This is a genomic window from Mycobacterium sp. (genome assembly GCF_965230835.1).
In the GTDB taxonomy this organism is placed as follows: domain Bacteria; phylum Actinomycetota; class Actinomycetes; order Mycobacteriales; family Mycobacteriaceae; genus Mycobacterium.
The window spans coordinates 817,112-840,249 of the sequence record NZ_CBDDLW010000002.1 but is presented as its reverse complement, the minus strand read 5'-3'; the positions used below and the strand labels follow the sequence as shown (position 1 = coordinate 840,249).

Below are 23,138 nucleotides of genomic sequence, written 5' to 3'. Positions count from 1 at the left end.
GCGCTGTCAGAACACACGATGTCAATCCATGATGTTGTTATGGCAGATGAATTGTTCGGCCAGTTGATGGCGATGCTCGACTATCCGGTGTTCGTAGTGACCACCCAGGCAGACGGTCAGCCATCGGGTTGCCTGGTCAGCTTGACCAGTCAAACGAGTGTGCAACCCCCCAGCTTTATGGTCGGTATGCCTACCAGCAGCCCCACGGTTGGCGTGGCGAACCGGTCTGAGTACCTGGCGGTACACGTCTTGTCGCGGCGGCACCAAGTTCTCGCCGAACTGTTTGGTACCCAGGCGGCAGGCGATCAGGCCAAAAAGTTTGATCGCTGCTCGTGGCGCAGCGGCCCGGCCGGCATGCCGATTCTCGATGACGCGGTGGCCTGGTTCGTGGGTAGGACGGCGAGTTGGAGCGAGGTTGGTGATCACGTGGTCTACCTGTTGGAGCCGGTAGCTGCCTGGGTTCCGGAGTCTGCCCAGGATCTGCTCTACCGCTCCGACGTCGACGGGTTAGATCCAGGCGACGACGTGGACACCGGGCTCGCTGAGAGCGAACCGATCGACGCACCACGCCGATATGGTGTCCCGCGGTTCACACTCGACTTACCCTAGCCGGTAATCAGGTCTTGTCGTCGTTGTTGCGTGGGAACCCGCCGCCCTGTGGGAAGAGCGGAAATACCACGTCGTCAAGTTTTTCAGCGTCGCCTGCGGTTCTATTGACAGTTGCGCCCCAGACATTGCCGTCTGGTGACATCTGCAACGCCCAGGCGTGTGCGTGCGTGTCCTTTCGGACAACGTCGGGCTCACCGGTGACAGCGCCGGTAGACGGAGCGAGTCGGACAGCCACCGTCTGTTTGGTGTTGACAAGGTTGACCAGCACGGTGCCGTCCATGGCCGCGCAGCCGGCCACGCCCGGCTTGTCCGGCCATGTCCACACCGTGGAGACATCCGAGTTCTTGGTGATGCGCTGCAATCGGTCTGCGGTGGGAGTGCGGTCGGCAACGTATAACGAGCCGTCGATGGGGTCGATGCACATGCCGCCGCCCGAGCCGATGCCAGACAGCGCGGTCGTCGGCGGTGCCTGGTCGATAGTGGTCGGCTGCTCGATTCGCAGCACCTTGCCGCCCAATGAGTCAGGATCGGCGGCTGCCTCCGGGTTGCCGGCGTCCCCAGTGAGCACGACGAGGGTGGTCGGGCTGGTGAAGATCAGCGCCCCTGTGTTTCCGGTCGCGCCTTTGGGGATCCCGGTCAGGATGTCCTTGGGAACGTCTCCGTCGGCCACGCGTATGACTCGGTTGTCGGTGGGCGTGCTGACGTAGGCGTACATCAACCGGTCCTGCGAGTAGGTGGGCGAAAGCACGATGTCCATCAAACCGCCGTCACCGGCCGGGTCGACCGGAATGACCATTTTGACTTTCGGCTCGGCGCTGACGGAGATCTCCTTGACGGCACCGGTGACGCGCTCGGCGACCAGCGCGGTTTTGCTGTCCAGGCCCATGATCAGGCCGCTAGTGCTCTCTAGGCAGCCTTGCATGACCCCCGGTGCCGGACATTCCTTGGGAAAAGGTATCGGTGGCAGCGGAGGCGGTGGCGGAGGCGTGGAGCTCGGCTGGGGCCGCAGTTCTGGGTTGGTGGTGAAAGGCTCCGACTGGGCGTTATTGAATCGTGCGCAGCCGCTGAATACCAGAGCGGCCGCACACAGCACGGCGAGCCCGCATTGAAGTGACCCCCGGATCCGCATGACCGACAGGCTACGGACATTGCGGGCGCCGCCGCCACCTGCCTTTACGGGGGAGCCGCCGTGGCTCAGCCGATGCTTGGCCCCGCACAAGGAGCGCGCGAAGCGCCTGTTTAGGTCTCTACGCACCTGTTTCGCAGGCGAACTGCGGATTTGTCTGGCGAAAGGGTCGCTCAAATCCCCAATTCAGGTCTAAATGCCCTTACTCTTACACGGGTGACCAGTTCAAATGACTCACGTTGGCGGCGGCCAGACGGATCCCTGGAGCCAACACCGGGACGGCCAGCCTCGGCAAGCGTGGTCGATCCTCAAGATGATCTGACACCGGTCAGCTATTCGGGTGACTTTGGTACCGCTGGAACTACGGCCGTCATCCCGTCTTACGATTCCGCCAACCCAGGCATTTCCAACTCCGGATACACCCTGGCTGATGCCCAGGAGCCGTTGCCTTACGTCCAGCCGCAGGCACGGCCGCTGCCGGCCTCGCCCGAACAGTACGACTCGGACGAGGACAACGAGCGGATACGAACCGGCGGTCGCCGCGGTACTCAGCATCTCGGTCTGCTGGTGCTGCGGATCGGGTTAGGGGTGGTTCTGATCGCCCATGGGCTGCAGAAGCTGTTCGGCTGGTGGGGGGGCCAGGGCTTGACCGGGTTCCGGAACTCGCTGTCCGATGTCGGCTATCAGCACGCCGACGTCCTCGCTTCCGTGAGCGCCGGCGGCGCGATCGTTGCCGGAGTGCTGCTCGTGCTGGGTTTGTTCACTCCACTTGCGGCCGCGGGAGCGCTCGCCTTCTTGCTCAACGGCCTGCTTGCCGGCCTATCCGCACCGCATGCCCCCACCTTCTCGTCTTTCCTGCCGAACGGCTACGAATACCAGATCACTCTCGTCGTGGTGGCGGTCGCCGTCATCCTTGCCGGTCCAGGCCGATACGGTCTTGACGCGGGCCGGGGCTGGGCTCATCGGCCTTTCATCGGGTCATTTGTTGCTCTGCTCGGTGGTGTTGCCGCCGCTATCGCCGTATGGGTGCTGCTCAACGGTGTGAATCCGTTCGGCTGAACTCTCGGACTGGTACGGGTTGGGAACTCGTCCGGAACTGGCTTCGGCAAGCTGCGGCAGCGTCGCGAAGGTCACCGCTGGCAATCGCAGTTCCGCGCCGCTGTTGAGCTGGGCGCGGGCCCAAGATCCTCTGGTGAACCGTAGGCCGTCAATGTCATCCCAGCGCACCGTTTGGCTAGTCAGCAGCGTCCGTACGGTCACGCCCTGGACGTCGGCGGCGGTACGTAGTCGGATGATCAACGTCGACAACACCACCGGAATGACCAGCAACGCGGCGCTCGCCGGCCAGATGAGGATCGGCACCAACAGGCCCAGAGTGAGAAATCCAACGGCTAGGTGTGCCATCGCCGACACTTTGATCACCACGGGCGATCCGGTAGGTAGGGGAGCAGACGAACCAGTAGCCACCCGAGCATCATTTCACCAATGCTCATCGGCGGCTGATCCCGCACAGTGGCGGTGCTGCCACGGGGTGGCCGCGGATTTGACGGCTGAGCTGTGCGAAGACTACCGTCAGGCGCTATGGACACCGCCGGAAAGCCGGGAATGCTCGTAGTAATTGGTCGGCGCGTTGGTGGCTGATTAGCCAATCGAACATCAACGCGCAACCCTCGTGCAGCTGCTGAGCTGACGGGGGTTTTTTGTTGCCCACCACCGAGACTTCCCAAGCGAGTCAGGACGAAGAGGAAATCGTGAGCGCACCCACCAAGCCATCGGCGCCGGCGCCGAAGCCGGAATCGGGGTATCAAGACTCGGCCGGCAGCGTGCCGGACGCATCGCAGCCCGCCGCGAAGTCGTCGGGCTCCCCGACGAGACGCGTTGCACCTCAGCAGCTCACTGGCGCGCAGTCGGTGGTCCGATCGCTGGAGGAACTCGACGTCGACGTCATCTTCGGGATTCCGGGCGGCGCCGTGCTGCCGGTGTATGACCCCCTGTTCGATTCGAAGAAGCTACGCCACGTGCTGGTTCGTCACGAGCAGGGCGCCGGTCACGCCGCCGCCGGCTATGCGCATGTCACCGGCAGAGTCGGGGTATGTATGGCGACCAGCGGTCCCGGCGCCACCAATCTGGTCACACCATTGGCCGATGCCCAGATGGACTCGATTCCAGTGGTCGCCATCACCGGGCAGGTCGGCAGTCGGCTGATTGGGACCGATGCGTTCCAGGAGGCCGACATCTCGGGCATTACGATGCCGATCACCAAGCACAACTTCCTGGTGCGCTGCGGCGATGACATTCCCCGGGTGCTGGCTGAAGCCTTCCATATCGCAGCCACCGGACGTCCCGGCGCGGTACTCGTCGATATCCCCAAGGATGTTTTGCAGGGCCAATGCACATTCAGCTGGCCACCGCGGATGGATTTGACTGGCTACAAGCCGAACACCAAACCGCACACCCGGCAGGTCCGTGAGGCTGCGAAGCTTGTCGCCGGCGCGCGCAAGCCAGTGCTGTACGTCGGTGGCGGCATCATTCGCGGCGAGGCAACCGAGCAGCTCCGAGAGTTGGCCGAATTGACCGGCATCCCGGTGGTCACCACGCTGATGGCGCGCGGGGCATTTCCGGACAGTCATCGGCAGAACTTGGGGATGCCCGGCATGCACGGCACCGTGGCCGCGGTGGCAGCGCTGCAGCGCAGCGACTTGCTGATCGCGCTGGGCACCCGCTTCGATGATCGGGTCACCGGCACGCTCGACTCATTCGCTCCGGAGGCCAAGGTCATCCACGCGGATATCGACCCGGCTGAGATCGGCAAGAACCGGCACGCCGACGTACCAATCGTGGGCGATGTCAAGGCCGTCATCATCGGGCTGGTCGAGATGCTGCGCCATTACGAGATTCCGGGCAACATCGAGATGACCGAGTGGTGGGCTTATCTCGACGGTGTTCGGAACACCTATCCGCTCAGCTACGGGCCGCAGAGCGATGGCAGTTTGAGCCCGGAGTACGTGATTTCTACGCTCGGTGAGATCACCGGCCCGGATGCTGTGTACGTTGCAGGCGTTGGCCAGCATCAGATGTGGGCCGCTCAGTTCATCAGGTACGAGAAGCCGCGCACGTGGCTGAACTCTGGGGGATTGGGCACCATGGGGTTTGCTATCCCCGCGGCCATGGGCGCCAAGATCGCGCACCCGGATACCGAGGTCTGGGCGATCGACGGTGATGGTTGCTTCCAGATGACCAACCAGGAACTGGCAACCTGTGCCGTCGAAGGGATACCGGTCAAAGTCGCGCTAATCAATAACGGCAACCTTGGCATGGTGCGGCAGTGGCAAAGCTTGTTTTACCAAGAGCGATACTCACAGACCGACTTGGCCACGCACTCCCGCCGTATCCCCGACTTCGTGAAGCTGGCCGAGGCTCTGGGCTGTGTCGGATTACGTTGCGAGCGTGCTGAGGATGTGGCGGATGTCATTGCTCAAGCGCGGGCGATCAACGACCGACCGGTAGTAATTGACTTCATCGTGGGAGCAGACGCGCAGGTGTGGCCTATGGTGGCAGCTGGGACCAGCAATGACGAGATCCAAGCTGCTCGCGGCATTCGGCCTCTGTTTGATGACGAAAGCGAAGGCCACGCCTGATGGGCGCTGGGGCATCGCCGAAGACTCACACCTTGTCGGTGTTGGTGGAAGACAAACCTGGTGTGCTCGCGAGGGTTGCGGCGTTGTTCTCCCGCCGCGGTTTCAACATCGAGTCGTTGGCTGTCGGCGCCACCGAGCAGAAAGATATGTCGCGGATGACCATTGTGGTCTCCGCTGAGCAGACTCCGCTCGAGCAGATCACCAAGCAGCTCAACAAGCTGATCAACGTCATCAAGATCGTTGAACAAGACGACGACAACTCGGTGGCCCGGGAGTTGGCGTTGATCAAGGTTCGTGCCGACGCCGGTACCCGCAGCCAGGTGATCGAAGCGGTGAATCTTTTCCGCGCCAAGGTGATTGATGTTTCCCCGGAGTCGTTGACGGTAGAGGCGACCGGCAACCGCGGCAAACTTGGGGCACTGCTTCGCGTGCTCGAGCCGTTCGGGATTCGCGAGATTGCGCAGTCGGGAATGGTCTCGTTGTCCCGTACTCCGCGCGGTGTAGGCACCGCCAAGTAGATTCAGCCCAAATTCCTGCTCTCACAGGGTGTTTAACAAAGAAGGAGATACTCACGTGACAAACGTGTCAGGGCAGTCGTTGACGATGTTCTATGACGACGATGCGGACCTGTCGATCATCCAGGGCCGTAAGGTTGGTGTGATTGGCTACGGTAGCCAGGGGCACGCGCACTCGCTTAGCCTGCGTGATTCCGGTGTCGCGGTGCGTGTCGGGCTAAAGGAAGGCTCGAAATCCCGGGAAAAGGTCGAGGAACAGGGCCTCGAGGTGGGCACCCCGGCCGAGGTGGCCGCCTGGGCCGACGTGGTCATGCTGCTGGCCCCAGACACCGCCCAAGCCGAGATCTTCACCAACGACATCGAACCCAACCTCAAGGCCGGTGACGCGTTGTTCTTCGGTCACGGTCTCAACATCCACTTCGAGCTGATCAGACCGGCTTCCGACATCACCGTAGCGATGGTCGCGCCGAAGGGCCCCGGGCACCTGGTGCGCCGCCAGTTCGTCGACGGAAAGGGCGTGCCTTGTCTGATCGCCGTTAATCAAGACCCGACCGGCAGTGGGGAGGCGCTGGCGCTGTCCTACGCCAAAGCTATCGGCGGTAGCCGGGCTGGCGTCATCAAGACCACCTTCAAAGACGAGACCGAAACCGACTTGTTCGGTGAGCAGGCTGTATTGTGCGGTGGCACAGAGGAATTGGTGAAAGCCGGATTCGACGTGATGGTCGAGGCGGGCTATCCGCCCGAGATGGCCTATTTCGAGGTGCTGCACGAGCTCAAGCTGATCGTCGACTTGATGTATGAGGGCGGTATTGCCCGGATGAACTACTCGGTGTCTGACACCGCGGAGTTCGGCGGGTATCTATCGGGCCCGCGGGTCATCGACGCTGGCACCAAGGAGCGTATGCGCGGGATTCTGGCGGAGATCCAGGACGGCACCTTTGTCAAGAAGCTGGTAGCCAACGTCGAGGGCGGCAATCGGCAGCTTGAGGACTTGCGCAGCCAGAATGCCGAGCATCCCATCGAAGTAACTGGCAAGAAGCTGCGTGATTTGATGAGCTGGGTCGACCGGCCGATCACCGAAACGGCGTAGCTGCACGGGCGCCGATACTTCAATTGCGGCGACAGTACCCGGCGAGTCGTGGATGTGGTTTCGGTGTCGCTGACAGTCGTTGCGATCGAGGTTATGCCAGCCCGGCTGGCGAACTTGTGCTCGAGGTGGGCGGTCCGTTACGCGCTGCGGTTGTCATCAGGATTTGGGCGGGCGGCGATCATGTCGGGAGCTCGTGTTGTTGCGCATCCAGCGCGTGACCGCCGTCCTGCCCGAATCCCCGGGTAACCACGTTCAGCGGAGCCGATTACGCTGTTTGCGTGAACCTGCCTGTTGTTGTTATCGCCGATAAACTTGCTCCATCAACCGTCGCCGCGCTGGGAGACCAGGTAGAGGTGCGCTGGGTAGATGGTCCAGACCGGGAGAAGCTGTTGGCTGCGGTACCGGACGCCGACGCTCTGCTGGTGCGGTCAGCCACCACCGTCGACGCCGAGGTGCTCGCCGCGGCTCCCAAGCTGAAGATCGTCGCGCGTGCCGGTGTTGGGCTGGACAATGTCGATGTGGATGCGGCCACCGCTCGCGGTGTTCTGGTGGTGAATGCGCCCACCTCGAATATCCACAGTGCCGCTGAGCACGCTTTGGCGTTGTTGTTGGCCGCATCCCGCCAAGTTGCGGCGGCGGACGCCTCGCTGCGCGCTCGCACGTGGAAGCGGTCGTCGTTCTCTGGCACCGAGATCTTCGGCAAGACGGTCGGTGTCGTGGGGCTGGGTCGGATAGGTCAGCTGGTTGCCCAGCGAATCGCAGCTTTCGGCGCCCACATCGTCGCCTACGATCCTTACGTGTCGCCGGCCCGTGCCGCGCAGCTGGGTATCGAACTGCTGCCCCTGGACGACTTGCTGGCCCGAGCTGACTTCATCTCGGTGCACTTGCCCAAAACTGCGGAAACGGCAGGTCTGATTGACAAGGACGCGCTGGCGAAGACCAAGCCTGGTGTGATTGTCGTCAACGCCGCGCGAGGCGGCCTCGTGGACGAGGCCGCCTTGGCTGATGCGGTGACAAGTGGACACGTTCGCGCCGCCGGCCTTGATGTTTTTGCCACTGAACCATGCACCGACAGCCCGCTGTTCGAGCTGCCGCAGGTGGTGGTCACACCGCATTTAGGCGCCTCTACCGCTGAGGCGCAGGATCGGGCCGGCACCGATGTCGCTGAGAGTGTGCGTCTGGCCCTGGCAGGCGAATTTGTTCCCGACGCGGTCAACGTAGGCGGCGGAGTTGTCAACGAAGAGGTCGCGCCGTGGCTGGATTTGGTCCGCAAGCTCGGGGTGTTAACCGCCGCATTGTCCGACGAGCTGCCAGTATCGCTGTCGGTACAAGTGCGTGGCGAGCTGGCGGCCGAAGACGTCGAGGTGTTGCGACTCTCGGCGCTGCGTGGCTTGTTCTCCGCAGTTATCGAGGATGCGGTGACCTTTGTCAACGCGCCGGCGCTGGCTAGCGACCGTGGCGTTTCTGCAGATATTTCCACGGCGACGGAAAGCCCGAACCACCGCAGTGTCGTCGATCTGCGTGCTGTGGCCGCGGACGGTTCGGTAGTCAACGTCGCGGGCACGTTGTCTGGACCGCAGCTCGTCGAGAAGATCGTGCAGATCAACGGTCGCAGCTTCGACCTGCGCGCGCAGGGCACGAACCTGGTAGTTAACTATGTCGATCAGCCTGGGGCGCTGGGCAAGATCGGGACCTTGCTTGGGGCCGCCGGGGTCAACATCCAGGCTGCGCAGCTGTCCGAGGACGCTGAAGGCCCAGGCGCGACGATTCTGCTCCGGTTGGATCAGGATGTGCCCGAGGATGAGCGTTCTGCGATCGCGGCGGCGGTGGGCGCCAACAAAATTAAGGTGGTCGATCTTTCTTGACCCGCGCCGCGGCGATGCAGAGCGAAGCTGATGAGGGTTGGCCGGCGACGATGCAGGGCGAAGCGATGAGGAGGAGCGGCGCTGATGAAACTTGCGATTCTCGGTGGCGACGGGATCGGGCCTGAGGTCGTAGCCGAAGCGGTTACGGTTCTTGACGCGGTCTTGCCGGGTGTCGAGAAAACCAGCTACGACCTAGGAGCGCGGCGTTTCCACGCCACTGGCGAGATACTTCCTGATTCTGTGGTCGCCGAACTGCGGGAGCACGACGCCATCCTGCTGGGAGCAATCGGTGACCCGTCGGTACCCAGCGGCGTGCTCGAGCGAGGGCTGCTGCTGCGCCTGCGCTTCGAGCTAGATCACCACATCAACCTGCGGCCAGCACGGTTGTATCCGGGGACCAAGAGCCCGTTGAGCTTGGAGCCGGGCACCGACATCGACTTCGTGGTGGTGCGTGAGGGTACCGAAGGCCCGTACACCGGTACCGGCGGTGCGATACGCGTCGGTACGCCGAACGAAGTGGCAACCGAGGTCAGCGTGAACACCGCGTTCGGCGTTCGCCGAGTGGTCGCGGACGCCTTTGAACGGGCACAGCAGCGTCGCAAGCACCTTACGCTGGTGCACAAGACCAATGTGCTGACCTTCGCCGGGGGGTTGTGGTGGCGGACCGTCCAGGAGGTCGCTGAAGAGTACCCCGATATCGAGGTCGCCTACCACCATGTTGATGCAGCCACCATCTATTTAGTGACTGATCCGGGCCGCTTTGACGTGATTGTCACCGATAACCTTTTCGGGGACATCGTCACCGATTTGGCTGCGGCGGTGTGTGGAGGCATTGGCTTGGCCGCCAGTGCAAATATTGACGCCACCCGAACCAATCCGTCGATGTTCGAACCGGTGCACGGCAGTGCGCCGGACATCGCGGGTCAGGGCATCGCTGATCCGACGGCCGCGATCATGTCGGTGGCGCTGCTCCTTGCTCACCTTGGCGAGGTCGACGCCGCCGCCCGGGTGGACCGGGCGGTCGAAACCTATTTGGCAACTCGCGGGACTGAACGGCTCGCCTCAACCGACGTCGGCGAACGGATCGTTGCCGCGCTCTAGATTCCAACCCGGGCGGCAGCAAGCGTGTCGGCACCAAAGGTACCGCTGCCAGCGGAAACAATCCACAGAGCGCCCATGCTGCCGGATAGGCCGACGCGGTGATCAGCGCTCCAAATAGTGGGGGCCCGGCAGCGGCCATCAGCCGCTGCGTGGTGTTTTGGGCGCCCAGTGCGCGTCCGCTCCAATATGGGCCGGCGTACTCGGTGATAGCAGTGGCTTCCAAGCCGTTGTCGAGCACCGCGATCACCGCGATGGCCACCATGAGCACCACGTCATATCGTGAACCCAGATTGTCGGTGAGGCCCAGCAGGAACAGTGCCGAAGCGCTGGCCGCGGCGATCGTGCGAACTGGTTGCATTCGCGAGCCCACGTGGTCAGACCAGCGTCCGACAGCAATGCGGCCCACCGCACCGAGCAGCTGAGAGATGGTAACCAAACCGCCGGCTGCTGTGATGCCCCAGCCGTGGTGGTTGGTCAGCCAGACCAGCATGAATGTCACAGTCACTGTTTGGGGCATCATCAGCAGCGCTGAGGCTGCGTGTATTCGCCACAACACTGATGAACTGCGATAAGGGTTCGCTAACTCCATTGGCGTGGCCATCTTGCGCGATACGCGCGGTGGGTTGACGATGCCGATGGCGCTGGCCACTGTCGCCAACGCGCACATCGCTGCAGGAAACATCAATCCCGCTCTCGAACCGCTTTCGGCCAGCTCGGGTATTACCAACGCGCCCAAGGCGATGCCCAGCGGTTGAGCGGTTTGGCGGATTCCCATCGCCAGTCCGCGCTGCTGCGGTGGGAACCAGCCGGACACCAGGCGCCCGCCAGCACTGTTGCAACTGCCGGCGGCCATGCCACCAAGGAACAGGAAGACGCCTGTCCACAGCAGCGAATGCACCGATGCTGCTGCATAGGCCCCGGCCGCGGTAAGCGCCGAACCTACCGTCATCACGATCCGCTCGCCGAAGTGGTCTAGCAGGTAGCCCCAACCGACCAGCGTGACCATCATGCCCCAGCTGGGCATCGACGCCAGTAGGCCGGCCTGAACCAGCGGGGTGTCGCGCGCGTCTCTTAGCCTGGGGATCAAGAAGGCAACGCCGTTGATGAAAAGGAAAGAGCTTGCCGTCACGCCCAATGAGACGATCATGATCGACCAGCGTGCGCCTACGCCGGCCGGCACCTTCGGCATCCGACCATGCTCGCACATACCTGCGATAATTCCTGGCAGCCAATAGGGAGTTCGGTTGGTGGCGACCGACTTGAGGGCCGGCCCGCTGTGCCCGGCTGCGCCGGGTTGGCGACCGTCACTGGATGGGATTGTGCCGGCCCGCTGTGCCCGGCTGCGCCGGGTTGGCGACCGTCACTAGGCTCAAGGGAATGCGCCTTGGCCGAATCGCCAGCCCGGACGGTGTCGCCTTCGTCAGCATCGAAGGTGAGCCCGACCAGCCTGATGGAATGACTGTCCGCGAGATCGCGGAGCACCCGTTCGGTACGCCGACCTTCACCGGCCGCTCGTGGCCGTTGAACGAAGTCCGGCTGCTCGCTCCGATCCTGGCTAGCAAGGTCGTGTGCGTCGGCAAGAACTATGCCGACCACGTGGCTGAGATGGGTGGCTTTGCGGCGGGTGCACCGCCGAAGAATCCGATGATCTTTCTTAAGCCCAACACCGCGATTGTCGGGCCGAATGTGCCGATTCGGCTGCCCGCGAACGCATCACCGGTGCATTTCGAAGGTGAGTTGGCAGTGGTGATCGGCCGAGCATGCAAGGACGTTCCCGCAGCCGCGGCTGCTGACAACATCCTTGGCTACACGATCGGCAATGATGTGTCGGCCCGCGACCAGCAACAATCCGACGGTCAATGGACGCGGGCCAAAGGGCACGACACCTTCTGCCCGGTCGGCCCGTGGATCGTGACCGACCTGGGCGCCCGTGACCCCGCCGATCTTGAACTACGCACCGAAGTCAACGGTGAAGTCAAGCAGCTTAGCCGTACCTCACACATGATCCACGACATCGGTGCAATCGTGGAATGGATTTCTGGGGTAATGACATTGCTGCCAGGCGATCTCGTTCTCACCGGAACACCGGCAGGAGTTGGTCCTATCGAGGACGGCGACACTGTGTCGGTCACAATCGAGGGAATCGGTACACTCGCTAATCCCGTAGTCCGGAAAGGAAAGTCATGACTCCGGCCGCCTCGGAACCAGTCGCGGTCCGTGTCCGATTCTGCCCGTCACCCACCGGAACTCCCCATGTTGGGCTGGTCCGTACCGCATTGTTCAACTGGGCCTATGCCCGGCACACCGGCGGTGCGTTCGTCTTCCGCATTGAGGACACCGACGCCGAGCGACACAGCGAACAAAGCTATCTGGCACTGCTCGATGCGTTGCGTTGGCTAGGCCTGAACTGGGACGAGGGACCCGAGGTCGGTGGGCCTTACGGTCCGTACCGGCAGTCGCAACGAAGCGACATCTACCGCGACATTGTGGAGCGCCTGCTCGCGGCAGGCGAGGCTTACCATGCATTTTCGACGCCGGAGGAGGTCGAGGCCCGCCATGTGGCCGCCGGTCGCAATCCCAAGCTGGGTTACGACAACTACGACCGTCATCTGACCGAAGCGCAGCGTGCGGCCTACGTGGCCGATGGCCGTAAGCCGGTGGTGCGGTTACGGATGCCGGACCACGCTCTCAGCTGGGATGATCTCGTGCGCGGACCCACCACGTTCGCCGCCGGTTCAGTGCCTGATTTCGCGTTGACACGTGCAAATGGCGATCCGCTGTACACCTTGGTCAACCCGTGCGACGACGCGCTGATGCAGATTTCACATGTGCTGCGCGGTGAGGACTTGCTGTCATCGACTCCGCGTCAGCTAGCGTTGTACCAGGCATTAATCCGGATCGGGGTGGCCGAGCGTATTCCTGAATTCGCGCACCTGCCAGCCGTATTGGGGGAGGGAACTAAGAAGCTCTCCAAGCGCGACCCGCAGTCAAATCTGTTTGCGCACCGTGAGCGAGGCCTCATCCCGGAAGGGCTGCTGAACTATCTTGCATTGCTGGGCTGGTCGATTGCCGACGACCACGACGTGTTCAGCTTGGACGAGATGGTGGCCGCGTTCGACGTGGTCGACGTCAACTCCAACCCGGCCCGATTCGACCAGAAAAAGGCTGACGCGCTCAACGCTGAGCACATTCGGATGCTTGATGTGGATGATTTCACCGCCAGGCTGCGTGCCTACCTGGCCGGGCACGGCCATCACCTCGACCTGGACGACTCGGGATTCGCCGCTGCCGCCCAACTCGTCCAGACCCGAATTGTTGTGCTCAGCGACGCGTGGACCTTACTCAAGTTCTTCAACGACGACGAGTACCAGATCGACCCGAAGGCTGCCGCCAAGGAATTGGGGCACGACGCGATCCCGGTGCTCGACGCGGCGATTGTGGCACTGGACGGCATCTTCGACTGGAGTACTCCGCAGATTGAGCAGGCGCTCAAAGCAGCACTAGTTGAGAACCTCGGTCTCAAACCGCGCAAGGCGTTCGGTCCCATCAGGGTTGCTGCCACCGGATCGTCGGTGAGCCCGCCGTTATTTGAGTCGTTGGAGCTGCTCGGACGGGAGCGCAGCCTGCATCGGTTGCGGGCTGCGCGTAACCATGTGGCTTGACGAGGAGGTTTGCCGGACGAGTCTTTGGTAGTGTGCACGTCGGCCGACAACGGTTGGCAGCGGTGGTCGCAAGACGCAGGTTAATCCTGCAATACGCCTTCTGAACAGCGGGTTTGGTCGGCCATTGGGGTATGGTGTAATTGGCAACACAGCTGATTCTGGTTCAGCCATTCTAGGTTCGAGTCCTGGTACCCCAGCAAAGCTTCACCACCGCCAGCGATTATGTGGGCCCTCCGGGGTGCGTTATGCTGACTGCTCGGATCGGTTCAGGGCCCCGTCGTCTAGCGGCCTAGGACGCCGCCCTCTCACGGCGGTAGCGTGGGTTCGAATCCCATCGGGGCTACAAGAGAACGTTAGCCAGACTGGCCGGTCCCCAGCGCGGCCGCTGCCGTCGAACCGCCGACCGGCATGTTCGGCAAGCCAAGTTTGCGGTGGTCCCAAGAGCGAGTGCGGCGGCTGACAATGCGGACGCCGACTCGCTTGTTCATCATCTGGTCGACCATGGGCTTGGCTTCGTCGCTGTAGGGGCCTGTGTAGCGCTCCCAGACACTGACACCGATCCGGAACAGGGTCTCGGGATCTTCGACGATCTCGGCAACGCCTTCGAACGACACCCCGCGCAACGTGTCGTAGGTGTGGCCGCCTTCGATAAGGAAGCTGACTCGCGGATCCCGCCTGAGGTTGACGGCCTTCTGCGACTTAGCTTTGGTCTCCAGCCAGATTTCGTTGTCGACCACGGCGTACCACATCGCCGTCAGGTGAGGTTGGCCGTCGGGGCCAACGGTGGCCAGCGTGCCGGTACGGCTGTTGGCGACGAAGTCGGCGATCTCGGCCTCGGACATGACGATGCGCGCGCGCTGATTGGTTCCCATGGCGCCAGTGTGACAGGCCGCCAATTGAGGTGAGCCAGCGGACGCTAGTGGGCCAGGCTTCGTTTTCGAGGCTTAGCGCACGTCATGAGATGTAGCGCGCGCCGTGTCGGTTGATCTTGCCGGGGTCTGCGGCGCTCGGCTCCTTCGTTGATAGTTTTCAAATTGGGCTGTGACGCGGCCAACTAGAGGCGGCGAGTGAGTGCCTCTGCTGCAGCCAGCAAGTCGACGGCCCAGCGGGCCCCGGGGCTGCGTCCCATTCGCTCGATCGGACCGGAGATTGATATGGCCGCGACCACACTGCCGCGATGATCGAATACTGGTGCCGAAACACTCGCCACCCCGTGTTCTCGCTCCGCCACGCTCTGCGCCCATCCGCGACGGCGCACTTCGGCCAGGGTCCTGTCGCTGAATTTTGCCTTCGGTAGCACGGCCGCCTGCGTGGCGGTGTCTGCGTGGGCCAACAGCACTTTGGCCCCTGACCCGGCGGTCATCGGCAATCGTGAGCCAACCGGAACCGTATCGCGAAGGCCGACAGCCGGTTCCAGCGCGGCGACGCAGACTCGCGAACTACCTTCGCGGCGGTACAGTTGCACGCTTTCACCGGTGGTTTCGCGTAGCTCGGCCAGCGCTGCCGCGCTTGCGGCCAGCAGTGGATCGTTGACATGGGCTGCGAGTTCGGTGACCGCTGGACCAAGTTGCCAACGGCCCTCGTCATCGCGCCCCAGCAGCCGGTGCGTTTCCAGGGCTGCCGCCAGCCGGTAGGCGGTAGCCCTGGGCAAGCCGGTTCGGTCGCATAGTTCGGCTAATCCGCATGGGGATTCCGCGATCGAGTGCACTATCCCCATGGCTTTGTCGAGAACGCCGATACCGCTATGCTGTCTCACAAAGAGATACTAGCGTCTCGCATTATGAGAGTACAGCTTGGATTGGCTGGCGAGTCGCGAACGAGCGAATCGAGGCAATTCGAGATGGCATTGCAGACGGAGCGGGCGGCGGTCGCAGACAGTCCACGTACGCTGGCCGAGAAGGTCTGGGCGGACCACGTTGTGGTATCGAGCGCTGGCTCGGAGGCCAGCGGGCCAGACGTGATTTACATCGATCTGCATCTGGTACACGAGGTAACCAGTCCGCAGGCTTTCGATGGTCTACGGCTCAGCGGCCGTCGGGTTCGGCGGCCGGATCTGACGATCGCCACCGAGGATCACAACGTGCCAACTGTTGACACCGACCAACCGATCGCCGACCCGGTGTCGCGTATCCAAGTAGAAACGCTACGGCGAAACTGCGCCGAATTCGGTGTCCGGCTGCATCCCATGGGTGATATCGAACAGGGCATCGTGCATGTCGTCGGACCGCAACTGGGTCTCACGCAACCGGGAATGACGATCGTATGTGGCGACAGCCACACCTCGACCCACGGCGCCTTCGGTGCGCTAGCGATGGGCATCGGTACCTCGGAGGTGGAGCATGTGCTTGCCACCCAGACGCTGCCGTTGCGGCCGTTTAAGACCATGGCGGTAACGGTGGATGGCCAGCTGCCCGGCGGCGTGACAGCCAAGGACGTCATCCTCGCTTTGATCGCCAAGATCGGCACCGGCGGCGGACAAGGACATGTCATCGAATATCGAGGCAGTGCCATCGAGTCGCTCTCGATGGAAGGGCGGATGACGATCTGCAACATGAGCATCGAAGCCGGTGCGCGAGCGGGCATGGTGGCTCCAGATGAGATCACCTACGAGTTCATACGCGATCGCCCGCATGCACCGTCAGGGGCCGACTGGGACGCTGCGGTCGCATACTGGAAACAACTGCGCACTGATGCCGGGGCTGTGTTCGACACCGAGGTGTATCTTGACGCCGCCACGCTGAGCCCGTTTGTCACGTGGGGCACTAATCCCGGCCAGGGAGTGCCGCTGGCCGATGTTGTGCCGGATCCCGAATTGATGGCCGACGAAGGGGAGCGGCAGGCCGCTGAGAAAGCGTTGGCGTATATGGACCTTCGCCCCGGACTGCCAATGCGCGATATCGAAGTTGACACCGTATTCGTCGGGTCGTGCACCAATGGGCGTATTGAAGATCTGCGGGTGGTGGCCGACGTCTTGCGTGGCCGCAAGGTGGCCCCAGGTGTGCGAATGCTGGTAGTGCCAGGCTCGATGCGGGTACGTGCGCAGGCCGAAGCCGAAGGGCTAGGCGAGATTTTTGCCGCAGCCGGTGCCGAGTGGCGGCAGGCGGGCTGCTCGATGTGTCTGGGAATGAACCCCGATCAGCTGGCGCCCGGCCAGCGTTGTGCTGCGACGTCCAACCGGAACTTCGAAGGGCGGCAGGGCAAAGGGGGCCGTACGCATTTGGTGTCGCCGGCTGTCGCTGCGGCGACCGCGGTTCACGGCACGCTTTCGGCTCCGGCCGATTTGGACTGACAGAGACGAATCGAGGAATCGCAATGGAAGCTTTTAACACCCATACCGGCATCGGAGTGCCGCTCCGTCGGTCTAATGTCGACACCGATCAGATCATTCCCGCGGTCTTCTTGAAGCGCGTCAGTCGAACCGGTTTCGAGGACGGCTTGTTCGCAACCTGGCGTTCGGATCCCTCATTCGTCCTAAATCTCAGCCCCTTTGACCGAGGTTCTGTGCTGGTTGCCGGACCTGATTTCGGCACTGGTTCATCACGCGAGCACGCGGTGTGGGCGCTCATGGACTACGGATTCCGGGTGGTCATCTCGTCTAGGTTCGGTGATATTTTCCGCGGCAACGCCGGCAAAGCTGGGTTGCTGGCCGCCGAAGTTGCCCAAGACGGTGTGGAACTTCTCTGGAAGCTCATCGAGCAGCAACCGGGCCTGGAAATCACTGCCAATCTTCAAGATCGAAATATCACTGCGGGAACGGCGGTGCTGCCGTTCAAGATTGACGATCACACTGCGTGGCGCTTGCTCTCCGGACTTGACGATATAGCCCTTACGCTGCGAAAACTCGACGAAATCGAATCGTTTGAGTCGGCCCGTCCCACTTGGAAACCGCGTACTCAGCCACGCTCTTGAAGTGTCGAAAGGAGTCGAATTTCAACACCAATAACCCCCAGTGAGTACACGTTAGCGAGGCTCACATTTCGGCCGCTCCATCGGTCAAGGGAGGCAACTAGATTGCGAATATTGTGGTTGCTTCAGGCTGAAATTTCGCGTGGCTCTTGGAAATCAGCTAGGTAAGGCACTACCGTGTCCACTAGTCGGTTCCAAAACGAGGACCACTGACTTCGGAGGGTTTGGATGAACAAAGCAGAGCTCATTGAAGTGCTCACACAGAAATTGGGCTCGGACCGTCGGCAAGCAACCGCTGCCGTCGAGAATGTTGTCGACACCATTGTGCGCGCGGTGCACAAGGGCGACAGCGTCACCATTACCGGGTTCGGTGTATTCGAACAGCGACGCCGCGCGGCTCGGGTGGCCCGCAATCCGCGTACCGGCGAGACCGTGAAGGTGCGGCCGACGTCGGTCCCGGCCTTCCGCCCGGGTGCGCAATTCAAAGCGGTTGTGTCTGGTGCGCAGCGTCTCCCTTCCGACGGGCCCGCTGTCAAGCGAGGTGTGGTGGCGAGTACGACCGCTAAGAAGGCGCCTGCCAAGAAAGCGAAAACGGCGGCTACGTCTCGCAAGACGGCGGCTAAGGCCACCAAAGCTCCCGCCAAGAAGGCAACCACGAAGCGGGCGCCGGCCACCAAGGCTGCGACCCGAGCACCGGCCAAGAAGGCCGCCAAAGTCACCAAGGCTCCTGTCAAGAAGACAGCCAAGACGGTGAAGAAGAGCACCACAAAGCCTTCGGTGCGTAAGGCGGCAACCAAAGCTCCGGCCAAGAAGGCCGCGGCAAAGAGACCGGCCAGCAAGGCTCCGGCCAAAAAGGCCACCAGGCGGGGCCGCAAGTAATTCAGCACACACGCGGGTACCTTTCGCGGCAGCGATGGCCTCCGAGGGTACCCGCGTGTTAGGCCCGGACGTGTGCCGCCAGCGCGCCGCCGATGTGATCGGCGGCGATCAGGCGGCGGCCTGAAAGCGACAGCACCCAAGTACTTCCTTTTCGGTTGCGGGACTTGTCGGGACGCACCCCGTCGCGCTCGCACCACCATGCGATCAGATCCGGAATCACCTTGCCCTGAGTACAGATGACTGGTGTTGGGGCCTGAGCGGCGATTTGTAGTACCCGCAGCCGTCCGCGTTTCGGGTTGGTGGCGTATGCCTCCTCGGTCAAGCTGGGTTCGTTGTGGATTGCCACGCCCAGCTCGGCAGCTAGTGGCTCGACCGTCTGCTGGCAGCGCACTCGGTTGGCCGAATACACGTCGGTGGCGCCGAATGCCAGCAGTTGTGCGACCAACGCCTCCGCCTGAGCACGGCCCTTCTTGTCCAGGGGGCGCTTGGTGTCGTCACCGGCGAAGCGCGACTTGCTGCCCGCTGCGCCGTGCCGGACTACCAGAACGGTCTTTGTGTTGGCTGGTTGTTTGGCGAACCGGCGTAGAACCTTTCGATCCGGTGCGTAGTCGAGTCTTTTCATCGCTAGATCAATGGGCAGCCAGACCAGGTCATCTACCTCGTTGCCCGGGGCGAATACCCCGCCGTTGCTGCGCGCCGCCCAATAGTGCACCTTCTTGACGCCTTGCTCGATCGGATAACTCACCCGGCTAAGCTTGCGGCCAAGCTGCGCGTGGTGACCTGTTTCCTCGAGTACCTCCCGGACGGCGCCCACCGCCGCGGTCTCGCCGGGATCGATTTTGCCTTTTGGCAGCGACCAGTCGTCGTAGCGAGGGCGGTGAATCACTGCAAGCTCAATCGTCTTGCCCTGGGCAGGGCGCCACAATACCGCGCCGGCGGCAAGCACGATCCGGCCTCCGGAACTCCTTGAGGTTTGCGTTTTCTGGATCGACACCTTAACTCCTGCAAGTCAATTCAGCGCGGACAAGTCCGCGTCGAGGATATGGCCCGGAATTGGCCGGAAATACCAGCGTTAGGGGCTGCGGTACCGTTCCATCAGTGACACTTGGTGGTCACGCACGCGGTGGCCTTTCTGCGGCGACGCGGTCCACTGCCCGTCAGGTCCGAGCTGCCAGCATCGGGTCGACGGGTCGAGCGCGGATTCGAACAATCCGTCTAGCTGCGCGGTCAGCCGTGGGTCTTTGACCTGCGCCATCACCTCGACTCGCCGATCGAGGTTGCGGTGCATCATGTCGGCGCTGCCGATCCAGAACTCGTCGAGGGCACGGAAATGTAAGATCCGCGAGTGTTCCAAGAAACGGCCGAGAATCGAGCGGACGAAGATGTTCTCGGAGAATCCGTTTGCCCCCGGGCGCAATGCGCAGATGCCGCGCACCACCACTTCGACTCGCACGCCGGCCTGCGATGCGCGATAGAGCGCGTCGATCACCTGTTCGTCGACGAGTGCGTTCATTTTTAGCCGGATGCCGCCCTTGCCGGCTCCGGGGCCGGCTTCACGGTGGGCGGCAACCTCTCGCTCTACGCGTTCAATGATGCCGGTCCGAATGCCGTGCGGCGCTACCAACAGGTTGCGGTAGGACAATTTGCGGGAGTACCCGGTCAGCGAGTTGAACAAGTCAGTCAGGTCGGCCCCGATGTCCGGATCCGCGGTTAGCAGACCAACGTCTTCGTATAGCCGCGCTGTCTTGCTGTTGTAATTGCCGGTGCCCACGTGACAGTACCGGCGGATCGCCGAGCCTTCGCGGCGCACCACCAGCGCGGTCTTGCAGTGCGTTTTGAGCCCGACCAGCCCGTACACCACGTGCACGCCAGCCTGTTCTAGTGCGCGCGCCCACCTGATATTCGCTTGCTCGTCGAACCGGGCCTTGAGCTCGACGAGCGTGACCACCTGCTTTCCGGCTTCGGCGGCATCGATCAGCGCTCTTATGATCGGCGAATCGCCAGATGTGCGGTACAGCGTCTGTTTGATGGCCAGCACATCAGGATCAGCAGCGGCCTGCTCGATGAAACGCTGCACGCTGGTTGAGAACGAATCGTACGGGTGGTGCACCAGCACATCGCCTTCGCGCAGCGTTGCGAAGATGCTCTTGGGAGTCTCGCGCTCGGCGAAAGCGGCATGGGTGGCCGGAACAAAGGTCCGATCCTTAAGCGCGGGCCGGTCGACGCCGTAGATCTGCCACAGCGACGACAAGTCGAGCAAACCGGGCACTTCGATGACGTCATTGGGATGCACGTCGAGTTCACGCAGCAGCAACTCCATCATGTTCTCGGTCATGTCATCGGCGACCTCGAGCCGGACCGGAGAACCGAACCGGCGGCGTGCGAGTTCTCGCTCAAGTGCCTGCAGGAGATCTTCGTCACGGTCCTCTTCGACTTCGAAATCGGCGTTGCGGGTGATGCGGAACGCGTGATGCTCGACGATCTCCATTCCCGGGAACAGCGCCGGAAGAAACGCCGCGATCAGTTCTTCGACCGGCAAGAATCGCTGGACGGCGCGACCCTCAGCGCTGATGTCGTCGTTGCCGCTATTGAGCTCTACAAAGCGATCGACGTTGTCGGGCACCTTTACCCGGGCGAAATGCCGCGCGCCGTCCTCAGGCTGCTTCACGGTGACGGCCAGGTTCAGACTCAACCCGCTGACGAAGGGGAACGGGTGCGCCGGATCGACGGCCAGCGGTGTCAGTACCGGGAAGACCTGCTCGTTGAAGTACGCCGACAGTTGCTTGCGCTCGGTCCGATCCAGATCGGCCCACGTGACGATGTAGATGCCTTCCTCGCCGAGCGCTGGTGCCACCGAATCAAGGAAAACGTGTGCATGTCGGCTGGCGATCTGCTGAGTCTGCTCGCCGATGCGACGTAGTTGCTCACGTGGTGTCAGTCCGTCGGAGGAGCGCACCGATAGCCCCATCTCGTCGCGGCGTTTGAGCCCGGCCACTCGAACCATGTAAAACTCATCGAGGTTGGAGGCGAAGATCGCGAGAAATTTGGCTCGCTCTAGCAGCGGCATCGAGCTGTCAGCAGCCAGCGCGAGCACGCGCGCGTTGAAGTCGAGCCAGCTCAGTTCCCTGTTCAGATAGCGGTCCGCGGGCAGCTCGTCGGTCGAGCTAGCAGGGGTCGCGGCCGGCGGTGCTGTCAGCGCAGAGTCGCCTGGATGCCACGAATTGTCATCAGGCCGCGAGCCTGTGACTGGGCTGGCTTCGGTTTCGGTCACAGTGCGATCATGGCCTATCACCCGGTGGCGTTGCCAGCGGGGTGGCGTCTTAGGACTGGTGTAAAAACGCTGGGCGCATGTTCCTGGTGGTCATGTTACGCGGCGGTGGTGTCGGTCGTGGTTGTTGTGGTGGGGGGATGCAGTGGGCGGGGTGGCTCGAGCAGTTGGTGGCGTAGTTCTTGGAGGTGGCGGCTGGTCGCTGATGTTTGGGTGACTCCGCGCCAGCCGCGGCTGGCGCGGTCGAGGACGGCCCATACCAGCGACAGACAGCTGGTTTCGCCGGGTAGGCGGCCGATGACCTTGACCCGGCGACGGGATTCTCCGAAGGTGCGTTCGATGAGGTTGGAATGGCGGATGCGTGTCCAGTGTTGGCGGGGGAAGCGCAAATGCACGCTCAGCGAGGCGAAGTCGTTGGCCAGGCAAGCGACCGCGGCTGGGTAGAGCCCGCGGTATGTGGTGGTGAACTCCTCGGCGCAGCGGGTGGCTTCATCCACGGCCTGCTGGCCGGGTGGCTGGTCAATGTCATCGAAGATCGACCAGAACGCGGCTTTGATCTCGTCCTGGACCGCGACAGGTGTCTTGGCGATGACGTTACGGCAGCGATGGATCAGACACCGCTGACGCAGGCTTGCCGGAAACGTGGTCTCCCATGCGGCGATCAGGCCCGGCGCCCCGTCGGAGATGCCCAGTAGCGGCGGGCGTAGTCCCCGGTTCCTCAGGTCAGCCAAGAAGTCGGCCCACGCATCAGCCGACTCCGCTGCGGCTGGGGCCAGCCCAATAAACAGGGGCTTGCCGTCGGTGCAGATGCCCCAGGCGGCCAGCACCGGCTCGGCCGGGGCGTTGGGATGCATCCGAAAGTTCGAGGCATCCAAGAACAGGTAGTCCAACACCAGCTCATCAAGGCGTCGAGACGACCACGCAGCGAACTCGTCTTTGATGGCCGCACAAATCCGGCTCACCGTCGAGCGCGACAACGCCGCCTACGAGCCCAGCACCTCGGCCAACGCGGCCTCGATGTCGCGATCCGACAAACCGCGCACCCATCCCGAAATCACCAACGCCTCCAGAGCGTGGGTGCGCGTCACCCCGGCACCGAATAGCCGCGAACAGAACCGCTCGTCGGTGTCGCGTAGTTTCGGGCGGCATAATTCGACCGAGCCCATCGTGGTCTTCACCGTCGCCGGCGGTTGATACCCATTGCGGTACCCGCCCGGGCCGTCCTGAACCCGACGCTGGTGACGGGCTCGGCCCAACACTGCTTCTACCTCGGCCTCCACGGCGACCTGAAACACCAGACGCACCGATAACCGCCCGACCTCCTCCAAAATCTCGGTCAACGGCCGCTCGGTCGCGGCGAACAACTGATCCATCTCAACACGCACACGCTCAATCGGCGATACTCGCTTGGTCACGGGCGTAGCCCCTCCTTCATAGCTTTCGTCGGTTGCGACGGAACCTACGCCCGTGACCATTTAC

Annotated in this window: 17 protein-coding genes, 2 tRNA genes and 3 pseudogenes; 14 read left to right on the top strand and 8 right to left on the bottom strand. The window is 62.7% G+C overall.

Features of this window, described 5'->3' with window-relative positions; translation table 11 throughout:
- Positions 1-3: 3 nt before the first annotated feature.
- Positions 4-609, top strand: coding sequence for a flavin reductase family protein (locus tag ACO07W_RS04350; protein ID WP_421845806.1), 606 nt, complete (start codon positions 4-6; stop codon positions 607-609).
- Positions 610-616: 7 nt separating this feature from the next.
- Here the strand turns inward: ACO07W_RS04350 and ACO07W_RS04345 are convergent, their stop codons facing one another.
- Entirely contained in the window at positions 617-1,738 is a 1,122-nt protein-coding gene (locus ACO07W_RS04345) for a PQQ-dependent sugar dehydrogenase (protein ID WP_421841094.1), read from the bottom strand.
- A gap of 213 nt (positions 1,739-1,951) precedes the next feature.
- Between ACO07W_RS04345 and ACO07W_RS04340 the strand changes: the two genes are divergently transcribed.
- Positions 1,952-2,794, top strand: coding sequence for a DoxX family protein (locus ACO07W_RS04340; RefSeq protein ID WP_421841092.1), 843 nt, complete (start codon positions 1,952-1,954; stop codon positions 2,792-2,794).
- Positions 2,795-2,803: 9 nt separating this feature from the next.
- Here ACO07W_RS04340 and ACO07W_RS04335 read toward each other — a convergent pair.
- Positions 2,804-3,139, bottom strand: a pseudogene (locus ACO07W_RS04335) (PH domain-containing protein); the annotation flags it as partial.
- A 347-nt stretch (positions 3,140-3,486) separates the two neighbouring features.
- Between ACO07W_RS04335 and ACO07W_RS04330 the strand changes: the two are divergent.
- From ACO07W_RS04330 to ACO07W_RS04310, 5 genes are all read left to right on the top strand, one after another.
- Positions 3,487-5,373, top strand: a complete 1,887-nt coding sequence (locus tag ACO07W_RS04330; RefSeq protein ID WP_421841090.1) for an acetolactate synthase large subunit — start codon at positions 3,487-3,489, stop codon at positions 5,371-5,373.
- Positions 5,373-5,891 (top strand): acetolactate synthase small subunit, encoded by a 519-nt coding sequence (gene ilvN / locus ACO07W_RS04325; RefSeq protein ID WP_421841088.1) that lies wholly within the window; start codon positions 5,373-5,375, stop codon positions 5,889-5,891. The genes ACO07W_RS04330 and ilvN overlap by 1 nt, the downstream gene beginning before the upstream one ends.
- Before the next feature lie 85 nt (positions 5,892-5,976).
- Positions 5,977-6,978 carry a ketol-acid reductoisomerase gene (gene ilvC, locus ACO07W_RS04320; protein ID WP_421845805.1) on the top strand — a complete coding sequence of 334 codons (1,002 nt, stop codon included), beginning with the start codon at positions 5,977-5,979 and terminating at the stop codon, positions 6,976-6,978.
- Between the two features lie 278 nt (positions 6,979-7,256).
- Positions 7,257-8,843 (top strand): phosphoglycerate dehydrogenase, encoded by a 1,587-nt coding sequence (gene serA / locus ACO07W_RS04315; protein ID WP_421841086.1) that lies wholly within the window; start codon positions 7,257-7,259, stop codon positions 8,841-8,843.
- A gap of 84 nt (positions 8,844-8,927) precedes the next feature.
- A complete protein-coding gene (locus tag ACO07W_RS04310) occupies positions 8,928-9,944 on the top strand; it encodes a 3-isopropylmalate dehydrogenase (protein WP_421841084.1) in 1,017 nt (338 codons plus the stop codon).
- 133 nt (positions 9,945-10,077) lie between these two features.
- Here the strand turns inward: ACO07W_RS04310 and ACO07W_RS04305 are convergent.
- A pseudogene (locus ACO07W_RS04305) lies at positions 10,078-11,091 on the bottom strand (MFS transporter); the annotation flags it as partial.
- 230 nt (positions 11,092-11,321) lie between these two features.
- On the opposite strand from ACO07W_RS04305, the gene ACO07W_RS04300 reads away from it, so the two are divergent.
- The 4 genes from ACO07W_RS04300 to ACO07W_RS04285 all read left to right on the top strand — a co-directional run bounded on the left by ACO07W_RS04300 (position 11,322) and on the right by ACO07W_RS04285 (position 13,949).
- Positions 11,322-12,131 carry a fumarylacetoacetate hydrolase family protein gene (locus ACO07W_RS04300; RefSeq protein WP_421841082.1) on the top strand — a complete coding sequence of 270 codons (810 nt, stop codon included), beginning with the start codon at positions 11,322-11,324 and terminating at the stop codon, positions 12,129-12,131.
- Positions 12,128-13,606, top strand: a complete 1,479-nt coding sequence (gltX, locus tag ACO07W_RS04295) for a glutamate--tRNA ligase (RefSeq protein WP_421841080.1) — start codon at positions 12,128-12,130, stop codon at positions 13,604-13,606. The genes ACO07W_RS04300 and gltX overlap by 4 nt, the downstream gene beginning before the upstream one ends.
- A gap of 125 nt (positions 13,607-13,731) precedes the next feature.
- Positions 13,732-13,803, top strand: a tRNA-Gln gene (locus ACO07W_RS04290).
- 73 nt (positions 13,804-13,876) lie between these two features.
- Positions 13,877-13,949: transfer RNA gene (locus tag ACO07W_RS04285), tRNA-Glu, on the top strand.
- 10 nt (positions 13,950-13,959) lie between these two features.
- On the opposite strand, the gene ACO07W_RS04280 is transcribed toward ACO07W_RS04285, so the two are convergent.
- Together ACO07W_RS04280 and ACO07W_RS04275 are read right to left on the bottom strand one after the other, a co-directional pair.
- Positions 13,960-14,478 (bottom strand): PPOX class F420-dependent oxidoreductase, encoded by a 519-nt coding sequence (locus tag ACO07W_RS04280; RefSeq protein ID WP_421841078.1) that lies wholly within the window; start codon positions 14,476-14,478, stop codon positions 13,960-13,962.
- Positions 14,479-14,660: 182 nt separating this feature from the next.
- A complete protein-coding gene (locus tag ACO07W_RS04275; protein WP_421841076.1) occupies positions 14,661-15,362 on the bottom strand; it encodes an IclR family transcriptional regulator in 702 nt (233 codons plus the stop codon).
- Positions 15,363-15,446: 84 nt separating this feature from the next.
- Between ACO07W_RS04275 and leuC the strand changes: the two genes are divergently transcribed.
- The 3 genes from leuC to ACO07W_RS04260 all read left to right on the top strand — a co-directional run bounded on the left by leuC (position 15,447) and on the right by ACO07W_RS04260 (position 18,391).
- Positions 15,447-16,895 carry a 3-isopropylmalate dehydratase large subunit gene (leuC, locus tag ACO07W_RS04270; RefSeq protein WP_421841074.1) on the top strand — a complete coding sequence of 483 codons (1,449 nt, stop codon included), beginning with the start codon at positions 15,447-15,449 and terminating at the stop codon, positions 16,893-16,895.
- A gap of 23 nt (positions 16,896-16,918) precedes the next feature.
- On the top strand, positions 16,919-17,515 hold the full coding sequence (gene leuD, locus ACO07W_RS04265) for a 3-isopropylmalate dehydratase small subunit (protein ID WP_421841072.1): 597 nt from the start codon (positions 16,919-16,921) through the stop codon (positions 17,513-17,515).
- Positions 17,516-17,740: 225 nt separating this feature from the next.
- A complete protein-coding gene (locus tag ACO07W_RS04260) occupies positions 17,741-18,391 on the top strand; it encodes an HU family DNA-binding protein (protein ID WP_421841070.1) in 651 nt (216 codons plus the stop codon).
- Between the two features lie 58 nt (positions 18,392-18,449).
- Here the strand turns inward: ACO07W_RS04260 and ACO07W_RS04255 are convergent, their stop codons facing one another.
- The 3 genes and pseudogenes from ACO07W_RS04255 to ACO07W_RS04245 form a co-directional block, all read right to left on the bottom strand.
- A complete protein-coding gene (locus tag ACO07W_RS04255) occupies positions 18,450-19,385 on the bottom strand; it encodes an NUDIX hydrolase (protein WP_421841068.1) in 936 nt (311 codons plus the stop codon).
- A 78-nt stretch (positions 19,386-19,463) separates the two neighbouring features.
- Complete coding sequence (locus tag ACO07W_RS04250) at positions 19,464-21,683, bottom strand: RNA degradosome polyphosphate kinase (protein ID WP_421841066.1); 2,220 nt, start codon at positions 21,681-21,683, stop codon at positions 19,464-19,466.
- Positions 21,684-21,757: 74 nt separating this feature from the next.
- Positions 21,758-23,032: pseudogene (locus tag ACO07W_RS04245) on the bottom strand (IS256 family transposase).
- Positions 23,033-23,138 lie beyond the last annotated feature (106 nt).

What these genes read in the sequence shown, in the direction of transcription:
- ACO07W_RS04345 (WP_421841094.1), bottom strand. Translation starts at nt 1,738, where the DNA reads ATGCGGATCCGGGGGTCACTTCAATGCGGGCTCGCCGTGCTGTGTGCG.
- ilvN (WP_421841088.1), top strand. Translation starts at nt 5,373, where the DNA reads ATGGGCGCTGGGGCATCGCCGAAGACTCACACCTTGTCGGTGTTGGTG.
- ilvC (WP_421845805.1), top strand. Translation starts at nt 5,977, where the DNA reads ATGTTCTATGACGACGATGCGGACCTGTCGATCATCCAGGGCCGTAAG.
- ACO07W_RS04310 (WP_421841084.1), top strand. Translation starts at nt 8,928, where the DNA reads ATGAAACTTGCGATTCTCGGTGGCGACGGGATCGGGCCTGAGGTCGTA.
- ACO07W_RS04300 (WP_421841082.1), top strand. Translation starts at nt 11,322, where the DNA reads ATGCGCCTTGGCCGAATCGCCAGCCCGGACGGTGTCGCCTTCGTCAGC.
- gltX (WP_421841080.1), top strand. Translation starts at nt 12,128, where the DNA reads ATGACTCCGGCCGCCTCGGAACCAGTCGCGGTCCGTGTCCGATTCTGC.
- ACO07W_RS04280 (WP_421841078.1), bottom strand. Translation starts at nt 14,478, where the DNA reads ATGGGAACCAATCAGCGCGCGCGCATCGTCATGTCCGAGGCCGAGATC.
- leuC (WP_421841074.1), top strand. Translation starts at nt 15,447, where the DNA reads ATGGCATTGCAGACGGAGCGGGCGGCGGTCGCAGACAGTCCACGTACG.
- leuD (WP_421841072.1), top strand. Translation starts at nt 16,919, where the DNA reads ATGGAAGCTTTTAACACCCATACCGGCATCGGAGTGCCGCTCCGTCGG.
- ACO07W_RS04260 (WP_421841070.1), top strand. Translation starts at nt 17,741, where the DNA reads ATGAACAAAGCAGAGCTCATTGAAGTGCTCACACAGAAATTGGGCTCG.